17 protein-coding genes are annotated in these 14,864 nt (G+C 51.4%); 6 read left to right on the top strand and 11 right to left on the bottom strand.

Annotation, left to right across the window (positions count from 1 at the left end; translation table 11 throughout):
- Positions 1–18: 18 nt before the first annotated feature.
- From citG to citC, 6 genes are read right to left on the bottom strand one after another with little or no spacing between them, the layout of a single operon-like run.
- Entirely contained in the window at positions 19–924 is a 906-nt protein-coding gene (gene citG / locus HV237_RS17170; protein ID WP_047359502.1) for a triphosphoribosyl-dephospho-CoA synthase CitG, read from the bottom strand.
- Entirely contained in the window at positions 893–1,447 is a 555-nt protein-coding gene (gene citX, locus HV237_RS17165) for a citrate lyase holo-[acyl-carrier protein] synthase (RefSeq protein ID WP_047359501.1), read from the bottom strand. Before citX ends, citG begins: the two co-directional genes overlap by 32 nt.
- A gap of 3 nt (positions 1,448–1,450) precedes the next feature.
- Positions 1,451–2,983, bottom strand: a complete 1,533-nt coding sequence (gene citF / locus HV237_RS17160; protein ID WP_047359500.1) for a citrate lyase subunit alpha — start codon at positions 2,981–2,983, stop codon at positions 1,451–1,453.
- A 9-nt stretch (positions 2,984–2,992) separates the two neighbouring features.
- Positions 2,993–3,901 (bottom strand): aldolase/citrate lyase family protein, encoded by a 909-nt coding sequence (locus HV237_RS17155; RefSeq protein WP_047359499.1) that lies wholly within the window; start codon positions 3,899–3,901, stop codon positions 2,993–2,995.
- Positions 3,898–4,194, bottom strand: coding sequence for a citrate lyase acyl carrier protein (gene citD, locus HV237_RS17150; RefSeq protein WP_003831276.1), 297 nt, complete (start codon positions 4,192–4,194; stop codon positions 3,898–3,900). The genes HV237_RS17155 and citD overlap by 4 nt, the downstream gene beginning before the upstream one ends.
- Entirely contained in the window at positions 4,191–5,267 is a 1,077-nt protein-coding gene (gene citC, locus HV237_RS17145; protein ID WP_016152224.1) for a [citrate (pro-3S)-lyase] ligase, read from the bottom strand. The genes citD and citC overlap by 4 nt, the downstream gene beginning before the upstream one ends.
- 389 nt (positions 5,268–5,656) lie before the next feature.
- Between citC and dpiB the strand changes: the two genes are divergently transcribed.
- Both dpiB and dpiA read left to right on the top strand, forming a co-directional pair.
- Positions 5,657–7,318, top strand: a complete 1,662-nt coding sequence (gene dpiB / locus HV237_RS17140) for a sensor histidine kinase DpiB (protein WP_047359498.1) — start codon at positions 5,657–5,659, stop codon at positions 7,316–7,318.
- Positions 7,287–7,967, top strand: a complete 681-nt coding sequence (gene dpiA, locus HV237_RS17135; protein ID WP_016152226.1) for a two-component response regulator DpiA — start codon at positions 7,287–7,289, stop codon at positions 7,965–7,967. Before dpiB ends, dpiA begins: the two co-directional genes overlap by 32 nt.
- A 149-nt stretch (positions 7,968–8,116) precedes the next feature.
- On the opposite strand, the gene dcuC is transcribed toward dpiA, so the two are convergent.
- Complete coding sequence (gene dcuC, locus HV237_RS17130; RefSeq protein ID WP_016152227.1) at positions 8,117–9,499, bottom strand: anaerobic C4-dicarboxylate transporter DcuC; 1,383 nt, start codon at positions 9,497–9,499, stop codon at positions 8,117–8,119.
- 451 nt (positions 9,500–9,950) lie between these two features.
- Here dcuC and pagP point away from each other — a divergent pair, with 451 nt between their 5' ends.
- Complete coding sequence (gene pagP / locus HV237_RS17125; RefSeq protein ID WP_016155963.1) at positions 9,951–10,514, top strand: lipid IV(A) palmitoyltransferase PagP; 564 nt, start codon at positions 9,951–9,953, stop codon at positions 10,512–10,514.
- Between the two features lie 189 nt (positions 10,515–10,703).
- Positions 10,704–10,913, top strand: coding sequence for a transcription antiterminator/RNA stability regulator CspE (gene cspE, locus HV237_RS17120; protein WP_000034825.1), 210 nt, complete (start codon positions 10,704–10,706; stop codon positions 10,911–10,913).
- A gap of 51 nt (positions 10,914–10,964) precedes the next feature.
- Here cspE and crcB read toward each other — a convergent pair whose 3' ends face one another.
- A complete protein-coding gene (gene crcB, locus HV237_RS17115) occupies positions 10,965–11,348 on the bottom strand; it encodes a fluoride efflux transporter CrcB (protein WP_003831281.1) in 384 nt (127 codons plus the stop codon).
- A 90-nt stretch (positions 11,349–11,438) separates the two neighbouring features.
- Between crcB and HV237_RS17110 the strand changes: the two genes are divergently transcribed.
- Together HV237_RS17110 and tatE are read left to right on the top strand one after the other, a co-directional pair.
- The gene (locus HV237_RS17110) at positions 11,439–12,227 is read left to right on the top strand and encodes a deaminated glutathione amidase (RefSeq protein WP_016155964.1); all 789 of its coding nucleotides are present in this window, start codon (positions 11,439–11,441) and stop codon (positions 12,225–12,227) included.
- A gap of 128 nt (positions 12,228–12,355) precedes the next feature.
- Positions 12,356–12,559, top strand: a complete 204-nt coding sequence (tatE, locus tag HV237_RS17105; RefSeq protein WP_016152230.1) for a twin-arginine translocase subunit TatE — start codon at positions 12,356–12,358, stop codon at positions 12,557–12,559.
- 77 nt (positions 12,560–12,636) lie between these two features.
- Here tatE and lipA read toward each other — a convergent pair whose 3' ends face one another.
- From lipA to ybeD, 3 genes are all read right to left on the bottom strand, one after another.
- A complete protein-coding gene (lipA, locus tag HV237_RS17100) occupies positions 12,637–13,602 on the bottom strand; it encodes a lipoyl synthase (protein ID WP_003022702.1) in 966 nt (321 codons plus the stop codon).
- Positions 13,603–13,808: 206 nt separating this feature from the next.
- Entirely contained in the window at positions 13,809–14,450 is a 642-nt protein-coding gene (gene lipB / locus HV237_RS17095) for a lipoyl(octanoyl) transferase LipB (protein ID WP_016152231.1), read from the bottom strand.
- 96 nt (positions 14,451–14,546) lie between these two features.
- The gene (gene ybeD / locus HV237_RS17090) at positions 14,547–14,810 is read right to left on the bottom strand and encodes a DUF493 family protein YbeD (protein WP_003022706.1); all 264 of its coding nucleotides are present in this window, start codon (positions 14,808–14,810) and stop codon (positions 14,547–14,549) included.
- Between the last annotated feature and the right edge of the window lie 54 nt (positions 14,811–14,864).

Below are 14,864 nucleotides of genomic sequence, written 5' to 3'. Positions count from 1 at the left end.
ATTCTCCGGAAAGGATCTTTAATTGTGATAATGATGAACTTGTGAAATCTGAGCTAAGAACCAGGTGACGATCAGCAGGTCGGCGCAGCCTCCTGGGCTGAGGTTGCGTTCAATGCACTGTTGGTCGAACTGGCGCAGGTATTCGAGATCGGCAGGGGTGCGAATCCCCCCTTGCTGCAATAGAGCGGTGGCCTGCTGCTGTAGCCAGCGCAGACCTTCTGCGCCGCCACGTGAAGCCACGTTGGTGTCGCCATTGATAGACATCAGCAGCAATAACGTGTCGAGTAGCGCCAGTTCAGGATCGCGGCCCTGAGTCAGCAGTGCGCGGTAGTGCGGCAGGGCATGCTGGATGACTAGCGGGTATCCCGCTTCGGCTTCGCCCCGTGCGCCGGTTAATCCCAGTTGCTGATAAAGACGTTGGCCAGCCGTGAGTTGTTGATTGTTCTGGCGCAGTTCGCGCTCGGTCAGGCCACGGCAAAATGTTGCTGCCGTTGAGCAAAGGGTTTCAGCGGTAACAGTCAGTTGGAGCTGGTGCAGTCGGCCAATGGCGGCACACAGCAGCCCCAGTGAAAAGATGCTCCCTTTATGGGTGTTTACCCCCTCGGTGGCGCGAAACATATCGGCTTCGCAGGCCATGCCCAGTGGGCGCAGTCCTTTCAACACATCTTCAGGCGACAGCTGTGCGCTAAACGCCCCATATTCAATAAAACGCGGCAGCCAGGCCTGAATTGCCTCAGCGCTGCGATGAAAATCTTCCAGCGCCATATCTTTATGTGCGCCGTTGTTAATACGATCCACCAGACCCGGTTTGGGCGACAGGTTGACTTCAGTCAACATGGCCCGCCACGCAAGCGTTGCGTAAGCGTCAGGCAGATCCAGAGGAAGGACTGCGTTATTGGTTGATGTTGCGGGAATCGGCATCATGCAGCAGTGCCTCCATCTGAGAGAGTAAGTCGGAAAGCGCGTGGGTTTTACCTCGCGCGCATTCGGCAGCGCTTTGCTCGCACAGCAGACAGCGGCGGGCAGGGAGTGCGAAATGACGCCGGGACAGAATCTCCCCTTCAGGGGTCAGGACATCGATGTCCCATAACCGTCCCAGCGGATGTGAATGCTCAAGTTCAATCGTGGCGAGCTTGAGATCGTGGGCCGGGGCCTCAATAGACAAAAGACCTTCCGGACCGCTGGCAGAAACCAGCGCCGTTTGCTCCCTGATAATCCAGGTGGATTTTTCCGCCAGCGCGAGCAGGGCGGTTACGCCGTGATTAAAGATGCGACGGGTTAATGCGCTGTCTTTAATCGGACCCGGTACGACCACGGTAAATGAGACCAGTGGCGCGTGATGACGCGTCAACCAGGCATGTTGCCTTGCTTGTCTCTCATCCCGGCTGGCGAGCAGCTCGGGAATCGAAACCGCGTGTTGGGTGGCGTGTTCAGGGAGCAGGCGCATGGCTTATTCCTTCACCTGATGCACAACGTCAATCACCGAGCCATCGCGGTAACGCACAACGGCAATCACGCGGTCGGTGAATTCGATAGCGCGTGGCTGACCGGTGAGCTGCTGTGCACGTTCGCGCAGCCATTCAATGGACACCACTTTCATACCGGCTTCTTTCAGACGTTCAGCCAGTTCCGGACGCGCAGGGTTAACGGCGATACCGTGGTCAGTGACCAGGATGTCTACGCTGGAGCCCGGGGTTACGCAGGTCAGGACGTTATCAACCAGCGTCGGGATGCGTCCGCGAACCAGCGGAGCGACAATGATGGAAAGCGCAGCGGCAACCGCAGTATCGCAGTGACCGCCGGATGCGCCGCGCAGTACGCCGTCAGAACCGGTCAGTACGTTAACGTTGAAGCTGGTATCAACTTCCAGCGCACTCAGCACCACGACGTCCAGACGATCGACGGAGGCGCCTTTTGAGCCCCAGTTGGCATACTGGTTGGCACTGATCTCAATGTGGTTTGGATTGCGGGCCAGCGACTCAGCCGCGTTACGGTCAAAGCTCTGTACGTCCAGCAGTTTGCGAATCAGGCCTTTTTCGTGCAGGTCAACGATGGTAGCGGTGATGCCGCCCAGGGCGAAGTCAGCACGGATATCGCGGCTGCGCATCTTGTCTTCCAGGAAACGAGTAACGGCCAGAGAAGCGCCGCCGGTTCCTGTCTGCAGTGAGAAGCCTTCATTGAAGTAACCGGAGTTAGCAATGACGTCTGCCGCGCTACGGGCGATTAACAGTTCTCGCGGGTTGGTGGTCATGCGTGTCGCATCAGCACCGATTTTGTCCGCATCGCCGACCTGATCGATCTGTACAATCAGATCCACCTGATCCTGCGTAATGCTGGCCGGGTTATGCGGATAGGTCAGCAGCTGTTCAGTCAGCAGGACAACCTGTTTTGCATTTTCGGCATCGACGCGGGCATAGCCCAGTGAACCACAGCACGCTTTACCGGTATAGCCGTTAGCGTTACCAAACTGGTCGCAGGACGGTACGCCGAGGAACGCCACATCAATGCTGAGTTCGCCACTTTGCACCAGGTGTACACGGCCGCCATGGGAGTGGACCTGCACAGGCTCGGCCAGCAGGCCACGCGAGATCTCTTCCGCCAGCGGGCCACGCAGCCCGGAGGTGTAAATACGGCTGACCACGCCCTGACGGATGTGCTCAACCAGCGGAGCATGGCAGTCGCTCAGGGAGCTGGAGGCCAGCGTCAGATTTTTAAAGCCCATTCTGGCGATGGCGTCCATCACCAGGTTAATCGTCAGATCGCCACCGCGAAAAGCGTGGTGGAAAGAGATGGTCATTCCATCCTGTAAACCTGAACGACGAATGGCGTCTTCCAGGTTAGCGCACAGCTTTTTGTCGCGCGGTTTTTGCGCCTGTAATTCTACTTTTGCGGTGCTCTGATAAGCGGAAAGCTCACTTTCTGCATGACGGCTCCAGGCCGCCACGCGATCCTGGCGTTGAGACTGTTCGATTTTCTGCGTCATTTTTTTGCCTTATTCTTCGCGAATGCCGGAAAGTTCTGCACGGGAGATAACCAGAAGGGCGCGCTCGATAACCGGGCTGTCGACCATTTTGCCGTTCAGGGAAACTACGCCACGGCCTTCGCGAGCGGCGGCTTCAGCGGCTTCCACGACCAGGCGCGCGTGAGCCAGCTCTTTGCGTGTCGGCGCGTACAGGTTGTGCAGGAGCTCGATCTGGCGCGGGTTGATGAGCGACTTACCGTCAAAACCCAGTTGCTTGATGTGTGCGGCTTCATGCAGGAAACCCGCTTCGTTGTTGGCATCGGAATAAACGGTGTCGAACGCCTGAATGCCGGCAGAGCGTGCCGCCTGCAAAATAGAGCAGCGGGCAAACAGCAGTTCAGTCCCTTCCGCAGAGCGCTCAGTGCGCAGGTTACGCACATAATCTTCCGCACCCAGTGCAATACCGATCAGGCGCTCGGAAGCGTGGGCAATTTCTACCGCGCGGGTAATGCCTAACGGCGATTCGATGGCGGCTAACAGACCGGTACTGCCGGGCTCACGGTCACAGGCTTTCTCGATACGCAGGATTTCGCTTTCGATGTCGATGACGTCCTGCGCGGTATCGGTCTTCGGTAAACGCACGATGTCAGCGCCGCCGCGTACCACGGCTTCGAGATCGTTAATGCCCCATTCGGAGTCGAGGGCGTTTACGCGCACGATAGTTTCAACGTCGTGATACAGCGGATGCTGCAGCGCGTGGTACACCATACGGCGAGCAGTATCTTTCTCGCGCAGCGCGACGGAGTCTTCCAGGTCGAACATCAGCGCATCTGCCGGATAGATGAACGAGTTGCTGACCATGGCGGCATTGGCGCCCGGTACGAACAGCATGCTGCGGCGGGTACGGGTTTTACGTTGCTGCAAAGATTCACTAATCACTGGCAATCCTCCCATGGCAGTGCAGGAATACCGCCAGCGCGGGCCAGTAGTGCTTCCAGTCGCGCACGTAAAATGCAGTCCAGTGCGCCTTTATCATCAACATTTAATTGCACGCCGCGTACGTTGTAGCGGGACAGAACGTCCAGAATGGTGGCCCGGATGGCATCACCGAACTGTTTTTCGACGCTACTGTTAACCTGCAGGTCAATATCCTGCGAATCGAGTGGGGCGATGCGAATCATCACATCACCGGACTCGAGTGTGCCTGCGACGGCTGCCTGGTTTATTTTCATTTTTCACCTGTTGCTAATGCGGGGGTATTTTGGCGGACTGCCGCACCCGATGAGGCCCGCTCAACCATGCTTTGCAGATAGTGCAGCGTGGCGTCAGGGACCAGGGATGCGATAGCCGTGAGATCTTTTTTAACCAGCAGCTTGCGCACCCAGGAGGCAGAAATCGGCATCTCCTGGAAGCACAGCCGCTCAATTTCCACCAGTTCAATCGGTGGGGCGGGAAGCGTTGGGGTCTCCAGCCAGTAGCGCATATCGTTGTTGTACTGGGAGGTGACGGTGCAATACGGCTCGGTACCGACGAAGCGGTGCGTGACGCCGAGAGCCGGGGCCAGATACTGGCGGAAGATTTTCAGGTCTATTTCGGTATAGCAGTGGTTAATAACGCTCTGCTCTTTGATGAAGTAGCACGGGAATGTGGCGCGGGAAATGATGTATTCCGAACCGCGATGAACGGTTAAACGTGGAATGTCTTTTGTCCCTTTAAGCACCAGATCCAGTCGGTCTTCATACGGAAAACGCGAGGTATCTTCTTTCACCAAAAACAGATGCAGCCAGTCACATTGCGCGGCTGCTTGTTGGATCAGAAAACGATGTCCGTTGGTGAATGGGTTGGCGTTCATGACGATACAACCAATTTTTTTTCCTTCATGGCGCTGTTTCGCCAGTGATTCAGCGTAGCGTTTCAGACGTGTGGTGCTGTTTTCCATCAGCACCATAATGCCGGGAACGCTGGTCAGCGTAGAAAAACCGCACTGCTTAAACAGCGACTCGTACTCGGTTTTGGTATAGATGAAGAGGTGAGTACAGTGGCGCTCATAGGCGAGGTTGATTAACTCGGTCGCCAGCGTCAGCGCTAAGCCTTCACCCCTTACGGATTCGCAGATGGCGACGCACTTTATGATATTGCCGGCAATGCCGCCGCAGGCAATCAGGCGGTCATCACGGGTGACGGTGATAAATACTTCGACAGTTGTATCAACGCTCAAATCATTCTCTTTCAGAAATTGCGCGATAGCCGCCATCTTTTTATTTTCTGAGCGTTTAACTTGCGTGAATATATTATTACCGAACATAGTGAATAGAGCCCCGATGCTATATTTGTTACTGGGTTTCTGTTTTTGTTGCTCTGTTTAGCAACCTGATAACTTCTTGTTTGCAATTGAAGGGAATGTTTTTTTATTACGGAGTATTTCTTTTTTTCCCTGCTGCATACATCGTAAGGAGTATTTTGGAGGTAATTTTTGATTTATTTCACAATAAGTTAGAAGGTTTTAATGTGTTTTATGGTTTTAAGTTTTTTAATTAATTTAACTCCGAAATAGCGTGTGGTTTTAATTTGTTTAATTGATTTAAGGTGGGGAATCTGCAACGATCCTGTTTTATACCGCGACTTGCAAATAAAACATTTTTATTACAACTACAATGAGAAATAAGTTTCGGGTAACGTCGCTGAGGAAGAAATATGGCAGAGCAGAAAAATAAAACACGGTTTCCTTTTTTTCGCAGTCTGGCGTTTCCATTGCGTATCTTTCTGCTTATTTTGGTCGTTTCTGTTTTTATTATCGCCGCGTTAGCACAATACTTTACCGCCAGTTTTGAAGATTATCTGGCAACGCATGTCCGCGATATGGCGATGAACCAGGCCAAAATCATCGCCTCTAACGACAGTATCATCGCGGCGGTGAAGCATCGTGATTACAAGCGTCTGGCGACCATTGCCGACAAACTGCAGAGCGGGACTGACTTCGACTATGTGGTGATCGGGGATACCAACTCTGTCCGCCTTTACCACCCAAATCCGGAAAAAATTGGCTACCCGATGCAGTTCACCAAACCCGGCGCACTGGAAAGAGGGGAAAGTTACTTTATTACCGGCAAAGGGTCCATTGGGATGGCGATGCGCGCCAAAACGCCCATCTTTGATGACGATGGCAAAATCATTGGCGTGGTCTCAATTGGCTATCTGATCAGTAAAATCGATAGCTGGCGATCGGACTTTTTACTCCCAATGGCAGGGGTGTTTATCCTGCTGTTGCTGGTACTTATGCTGCTCTCCTGGTTATTTGCCGCCCATATTCGCCGGCAGATGTTGGGGATGGAGCCTAAGCAAATCGCGCGGGTAGTGCGTCAGCAGGAAGCGCTATTCAGCTCGGTATATGAAGGTTTGATCGCCGTGGACCCTGATGGGTATATCACTGCAATAAACCGCAGCGCGAGGAAAATGCTTGGGCTGTCTTCGCCAGGGCGAAAGTGGCTTGGAAAACCGGTTAGTGAAGTGGTTCAGCCGACTGACTTTTTCACCCAGCAGATTGCGGAAAAACGACAGGACGCGATGGTGAACTTTAATGGCCTGAGCGTTATCGCTAACCGTGAGGCGATTCGCTCCGGCGATGAACTGCTTGGGGCAATCATCAGTTTTCGTAGTAAAGATGAAATTGCTACTCTTAATGCGCAATTAACGCAGATCAAACAGTATGTAGAGAGCCTGAGAACGCTGCGTCATGAACACCTTAACTGGATGTCGACCATTAATGGCCTGCTGCAAATGAAAGAGTATGACCGGGTGCTGGCAATGGTGCAGGGGGAATCGCAGGCGCAACAGCAACTGATTGACAGCCTGCGCGGCGCGTTTGCCGATCGTCAGGTAGCCGGTCTGTTGTTTGGCAAGGTGCAGCGTGCGCGTGAACTGGGCCTCACTATGACTATCGTTCCTGGCAGTCAACTGCATCAACTCCCCGAGGGGCTGGATAGCACAGAGTTTGCAGCAATTGTTGGCAATCTGCTTGATAATGCATTTGAAGCGAGCTTGCCCACCCAGCAAGGCAACAAGATCGTCGAACTCTATTTGAGCGATGAAGGGGATGACGTGATCATCGAAGTTGCCGATCAGGGATGCGGTGTACCGGAAGCATTGCGTGAAAAAATATTTGAACAGGGTGTGAGCACCCGTACCGATGAACCAGGTGAACATGGCATCGGTTTGTATCTGATTGCAAGTTATGTGAGGCGCTGTAACGGGGTGATTACACTCGAAGATAACTCCCCCTGCGGCACCTTATTTTCTTTATTTCTTCCGAAAGTGAAAAAAAATAATGACGGAACCATTAACGCTATTGATCGTTGAGGATGAAACGCTACTGGCGGAAATGCATGCTGAATATATCCGCCATATACCCGGCTTCAGCCAGATTTGGCTGGCGGGTAATCTTGCGCAAGCGAGGATGATGATTGAGCGTTTTAAGCCCGGTTTGATTCTGCTCGATAACTACTTGCCGGACGGCAAGGGAATTACGTTGTTGCATGAGCTAACCCAGACGCGTTATCCGGGGGGCGTGGTGTTTACCACGGCGGCCAGCGACATGGAAACGGTCTCCGAGGCCGTGCGCAGCGGCGCGTTTGATTATCTGGTCAAACCCATTGCCTACGAGCGCCTGGGACAGACGCTGACGCGTTATCAACAGCGCAGACGCATGTTGGCCGGTAATGACAGCGCCAGTCAAAAGCAGATTGATGAAATGTTTAATGCTTATGCGCGCGGCGAACCGAAAGGCGATTTGCCGACCGGAATTGATGCGTTAACGCTGAATGCGGTGTTGAAATTATTTGCCGATCCGACGGTACATCATACTGCGGAAACGATCGCCCAGGCGCTCACTATCAGCCGTACCACCTCCAGGCGCTACCTGGAGTACTGTGCCAGCCGTCATTTGATTATTGCGGAGATTATTCACGGTAAGGTGGGGAGGCCGCAGCGTATTTATCACGGCGGCTAATTCACGTCATCCTTGAAGCTGCCTCTTTGTGGGCGGCGTGAAGAAACCCCAGTCACATAATTATCTATGGTACTGGGGATGTCTTCACTTGCCGCCTTGATGCAGCTTAAATGATTTTGCGTATCAAGGTCAGATGCTGACAGTTATCGTTAACCGCCAATCAGGGCGGACGTCGCCGGCACCATCACTTCAGTTGCGATAATCACAACCAGCAGTCCAACCAGTACCGGAACCGAGGTACGTTTCACTACTTCGAACGGAGAGATCTTTGCCATCCCTGCGACAGCGACAACCACACCGGAGACCGGAGAGATTGTGCGTCCAAGGTTTGATGCCTGCAGCATCGGGATAGCAAGGTAAGCCGGGTTAATGCCAGAAGAGTGCGCCAGTTTCGGGATCATCTCAACGAAGGCATAGAACGGTGCGTTACCGGACCCCGTGGTCATTGCCGCCAGCATAGTCAGGATCACCAGTACCAGCATCAGAATAATGCTCGCGGAGCCAAACGAGGTGGCGATAGAAATCAGACTCTGAATAAAGCCGATTGTGCTCAGACCCTGGGCAAAAACGCCCGCCGCGACTAACAGCATCACCACGTTAGCAAAGGCATCCGCCATACCACGGTAGGCGACTTCCAGACCCGAGAAAACCTTCTGGGTGTTGAATCCTCGTACGAACTCCAGTACAGCAGCGATGAGCATGCACAGCACCAGAATCGTAATGATATGCAGCTGTGGGCCCCATTTTCCATCGAAAATCAGGACGCCAACGATCGGGGTAAATGGCAAGATGGCGTAAAACGACGGGGCGGTAGTGGTAATTTCAGCCACATCTAACATTTCATGAGAAATGTTCTCTTTTTTATCCAGATAACGCTGCCAGAAAAAGTGGGCAATCGCCATAGCAATGATGGCGGCAATGGAAATTGGCAGCGTGGTTTTAAACGCGAAATCGATCAGCGGCATTTCCGCGGCTTTTGCAGCCAGCACTACATCACCGGATGTTGGCGAAAGAATAATAGCGGCTGGGGAGGCGCAAATGGCCGCTGCGGCGCCACGGCTAATCCCAACGTTAACCATGACCGGGAACAATGTCGCCATCAGCAATACGCCCAGACCGGTTGCTGAAGAGACCGCCAGGGACATCAGGCAGGCGACAAAATAGGCGGCAATCATAAGCAGATAAGGTGAATTGATATACTGCAGCGGCTTAGAGGCCAGCTTAACCACCATATCATTCGCGCCAATATGCGTCATGTAGGCGGCAAAACCACACAGCATCATAATCATCATGCCGAGATCGCCGCCACGGCTCATCAGCAAAATTTTAATATATTCAACAATGTCTGTTGCCGTATAGCCCGTTGTTGCTGCGCTAGACGGCAAAACTTTATGGCCCATCAACGCACTGATAATCAGCAAAACCAGACCGCCGACAAACAGTACGCCTGTCGCGGAATAACCTTTAATGATGTAGCGCGCTACACCCACAATAACCACAACCCCAATAAGGAGTTCAATAAATGTCAACATTGTTTCCCCTGTCGCATTGCTGCCCAGAAAGTTAAAAAACTAAAAAAAGTAAAAAGTGGTGACAGAATGTGCCTAATAAACCGATAACTCTTGCTGATTGAAATCAATAAAAATACGGATTCAAGCGATGGCTAAGCCGTTTTTTCAGCATCGCGATTAAAAAAAGAATATCACAATAAAAAACTGTGAAGCGCAGCGTTGGTGTGTGTGTTTTGTGGTGATATTGATGCTTTATTGTTAATTTATTGTGATGTTATTTAACTCTCGCCGCAGGAAAGCACAATTTATTGGCAATAAAGAGAAAATAGTTCCTATGAAATGGCTCAGTAAATAAAGGGGTAGGTTATAGGCTGAGGAATATTCTGATTTTTTATTTGCGCATTTTTGTTAAGCTGACATTAAGGTTGGGTTTGCTAAAATTAATAATAAATCCCAGGATGGTAATTAAGTTGTGATTTTCGCTAAACGATATTTTCTCATTTTTTCATTTATTTTTATTCAGTTAGCTTTCACTTCCCAGGCTGCTGCTGAAGATAAAGGCTGGTTTGCTACTTTTAAAGATAATGTCAGTGAGACCTGGCAGCAGCCGGAACATTATGATCTGTATGTACCTGCTATTACCTGGCATGCGCGTTTTGCCTACGATAAAGAAAAAACGGATCGCTACAATGAACGGCCGTGGGGTGCAGGGTTTGGTCAATCCCGTTGGGATGATAAAGGTAACTGGCACGGACTTTATATCATGGCGTTTAAGGATTCCTACAATAAATGGGAACCCATTGGCGGCTATGGCTGGGAAAAAACCTGGCGACCGCTGGCTGATGAAAACTTCCATACAGGTCTCGGCTTTACCGCCGGTTTCACCGCGCGTGATAACTGGAACTACATTCCGGTACCGGTGCTGTTACCGCTGGCATCAATTGGTTATGGTCCGGCAACGTTTCAGATGACCTACATTCCTGGAACGTATAACAACGGCAACGTCTACTTTGCGTGGATGCGGTTCCAGTTTTGATGTACTACCTGTATTGTCAGGTGGTTTATTGGAAAGCCTTTTAAAAACATAGTGATAGGAAGTTTAACTGAAAAATAACGCGACATTTATCACTTTTTGATAAAGTTCGACTGGACAAAGTGCACCACAATTGTTGTACTGATACCCGACACAGCATTTGTGTCTATTTTTCATGTAAAGGTAATTTTGATGTCTAAGATTAAAGGTAACGTTAAGTGGTTTAATGAGTCCAAAGGATTCGGTTTCATTACTCCGGAAGATGGCAGCAAAGATGTGTTCGTACACTTCTCTGCAATCCAGACCAATGGTTTTAAAACTCTGGCTGAAGGTCAGCGTGTAGAGTTCGAAATCACTAACGGTGCCAAAGGCCCTTCTGCTGCAAACGTAATCGCTCTGTAAGCATACGACAGCAAGCATTCAAAACCCGCTTAATTGCGGGTTTTTTTCGCTTCAATGTGCGGGAGAGGCAGATACCAACCAGAATGCCAGGGCGGTCATCGCGAATGATCCCAACAGATTAACCAGTACATTCACCATAGCCCAACCAAAGCGTCCTTCCTGCAGTAAAAACACTACCTCAGCAGAGAAAGTGGAAAACGTTGTCAGTCCCCCGCAAAAGCCAGTAGTAATCAGCACCTTCCACATTGGGTCAATATTTGTCATGCGATTAAACCATGCCAGACCCATACCAATGATAAATGCGCCAAGTAAGTTTGCAGCCAGCGTACCGAATGGAATGGCCTGATGCAGCGGGTTAAACCGCATACTCAACATCCATCTTGCTACGCTACCTGTGCCACCACCGATAAAAACCGCTAAAAGGAGTTGTAACACTGCGTAATCCTGCTATTTGATTGTATAGAGGGTGAGTGTAACGCTGAATAATTGTTGTTGGCGAGCTTAACAAAGTTTTCTGGAGGGAATATGTTCGTTGCAGCAGGGCAATTTGCCGTGGGACCTTCATGGGAAAAAAATGCAGAAACCTGCGCCTTACTGATGTCTCAGGCTGCTGGAGAGGGGGCGTCGCTACTGGTATTACCGGAGGCATTGTTGGCGCGTGACGATTTAGACCCTGACCTGTCAGTGAAATCAGCTCAGCTTTTGGAAGGCGGGTTTCTGACGCATTTGTTGCGAGAAAGCGCACAAAATGAGATGACGACAATCCTGACGATTCATGTTCCCTCTGTGCCAGGCCGGGCATTTAACATGCTGGTGGCGCTACGGGCTGGTCGGGTAGTGGCCCATTACGCTAAATTACATCTCTATGATGCCTTTTCGATTCAGGAGTCACGTAATGTCGATGCAGGGGACGCCATAGCACCGCTGCTGGACGTAGGCGGATTAAAAGTAGGGCTAATGACCTGCTATGACCTGCGCTTCCCTGAGCTGGCGCTGGCGCACGCGTTGCAGGGGGCTGAGATTCTCGTTTTACCTGCGGCTTGGGTGCGGGGATCGTTAAAAGAGCATCATTGGGCCACGCTTTTGGCGGCAAGAGCGCTGGATGCCACGTGTTATCTGGTTGCGGCTGGAGAATGCGGTAACAAGAATATCGGCCAAAGCCGGGTCATCGATCCCTTTGGCGTGACTATTGCGGCGGCGGCTGAAACGCCCGCTCTCATTATGGCCGAGGTTTCCGCCGAGCGGGTGAGGCAGGTCAGGGCACAACTTCCGGTGTTAAGTAACCGACGCTTTGCGCCACCGCAATTATTATGACGTTTTTTTAAACAAGGCTTGATTCACCTTGTTACAGATTGCTATTGTGTGCGCGCGTCGAAAGGCCGTTAATATTCTCAGGTTAATATGGCGCTTTATGTAGCCTGGTTTAAGTCAAGAAGGTATCTATGGGTGAGATTAGTATTACCAAACTGCTGGTGGTTGCCGCACTGGTTGTTCTGCTGTTTGGTACCAAGAAGTTACGTACTCTGGGTGGAGACCTGGGGACGGCAATCAAGGGCTTCAAGAAAGCAATGAACGACGATAATGCCGATGCCAAGAAAGAGGCTGATGGTAGCGTTCAGGCTGAGAAGCTTTCTCATAAAGAGTAATACTGCAAACTCTGCATGAAAAAAAACCGGCGATTTGCCGGTTTTTTATTGCTGATATGTAAGTGAGTATTACACGATTACTTCACTTCCAGCCCTTTGGCCTGCATGTCAGCATGGTATGAAGAGCGCACGAATGGACCGCAAGCAGCGTGGGTAAAGCCCATAGCCATGGCTTCTGCTTTCATCTCATCGAACTCATCCGGGCTTACATAGCGTTGAACCGGGAGGTGATGGCGGCTTGGCTGTAAATACTGCCCCAGCGTCAGCATGGTCACGCCATGGCTACGCAGGTCGCGCATGACCTCAATGATTTCAGCATTGGTTTCACCCAGACCCACCATCAGACCCGATTTGGTCGGAATCTCCGGGTGCGCTTCCTTGAAGCGTTCCAGAAGCTTCAGCGACCAGTTGTAGTCAGCCCCAGGGCGTACATTACGATAAATACGCGGTACGTTTTCGAGGTTGTGGTTAAACACGTCCGGCGGCGTGGCTGTGAGGATATCCAGCGCGCGATCCATACGGCCACGGAAGTCAGGCACCAGCGTTTCGATTTTAATCGACGGGCTTTTCTCACGAATCGCGGTGATGCAGTCAGCAAAGTGCTGAGCGCCGCCGTCACGCAGATCGTCGCGGTCAACGGAGGTAATCACGACATAGCGGAGCGCCATATCCGCAATCGTCTGAGCCAGTTTTAACGGCTCGTTGGCGTCAGGAGCAACCGGACGGCCATGGGCAACGTCACAGAATGGGCAACGGCGAGTACAGATTGCGCCGAGGATCATAAAGGTTGCTGTTCCGTGATTGAAACATTCAGCCAGGTTAGGGCAGGAAGCTTCTTCGCAGACAGAGTGCAGGCCATTTTTGCGCATTGCCGCTTTGATGCCCTGGATGCGAGTGGAGTCAGCTGGCAGTTTTATTTTCATCCATTCCGGTTTACGCAGCAGGGCTTCACGCTCTGTTGCCACATTTTTTACCGGGATAAGAGCCATCTTATCGGCATCGCGGTATTTAACACCGCGTTCCATCACAATGGGTTTACTCATAGCTTGCGTGTTCCAGTTGCGAATTACGAAGGAAAGCGTTTCAATTCAAGGGAATGTTGCATTTATCAACTATTTTTGAATTAGTGATACGCAGTATATCATTGAAACGGGCCAGAAAGCAGCCTGACAGGCTGGCAAAATGTAAAATAGTTGTTGTTTTGTGCCATTTGCCACAACATATGCCGTGGCAAAGTATGACCGTATTTTCAGTCCGCAATGTACTCGTGCGGTGGGTTACCCAACAGCGCGAAGATGTTGGCCAGCAGGCGGGGGCGAATGCTCTCGGTCGTGGCTGTGCTATCCCACTGCGATACTTTCGCCATCTCCATTCCGGCATAACCGCAAGGATTGATACGCAGGAAAGGCGACAAGTCCATATCCACGTTGAGCGCTAAGCCGTGAAATGAACATCCTTTACGGATACGTAATCCCAAAGAACAGATTTTCTTCTCACCCACATATACGCCAGGCGCATCGGCTCGCGGGTGGGCGTCAATGCCGATTTCCGCAAGGGTATTCACGACGGTTTGCTCCAGCAGCGTAACCAGTTCGCGCACGCCAAGTTTACGACGCTTCAGGTTCAACAGCACATACATAACCTGTTGGCCTGGCCCGTGGTAGGTCACCTGACCGCCACGATCGCTCTGGATCACCGGAATATCTCCCGGCATCAATACGTGCTCAGCTTTACCTGCCTGACCCTGGGTGAAGACAGGATAATGCTCTACCAGCCAGATTTCATCATGACTGTTTTCATCACGGGTATCGGTAAATTCATGCATGGCCAGAGAGACTGGCTCGTAAGGTTGAAGACCGAGCTGGCGGACCAGAATTTTATCCTGATACAAAACGGCATCTCCGTAGAGAATGTTAAAGAGGGGAAAAGTATATCACAGGGGGGAGGGGTTACCCGAGCGGGGATGCAGCGGGTAACCGACAGGTTTTTACAGCACCATGCGTACGATATCGATATTGCCTAATTCTTCGTACAGCGTTTCAACCTGCTCAATGTGTGTAGCAGTGATGGTGATTGAGACCGAGTGGTAGTTGCCTTTGCTGCTCGGTTTTACCGTCGGAGAGTAATCACCTGGCGCATGGCGCTGTACCACTTCAACCACCTGATCAACCAGCTCAGGCAACGCCTGCCCCATTACTTTGTAAGTAAATGGAGTAGGGAATTCAAGCAGTTCGTTAAGTTTGGTTTTCATGTCAGCTCCGGCGTTACATCAAAAAATAATAACTCCCACTGCGCGTGGGAGTTA

Origin of the sequence: Citrobacter sp. RHBSTW-00570 (assembly GCF_013739755.1) — a bacterium.
In the GTDB taxonomy this organism is placed as follows: Bacteria; Pseudomonadota; Gammaproteobacteria; order Enterobacterales; family Enterobacteriaceae; genus Citrobacter; species Citrobacter braakii.
The sequence above is the reverse complement of the archived record's forward strand: the minus strand, read 5'-3'. Positions and strand labels throughout refer to the sequence as shown.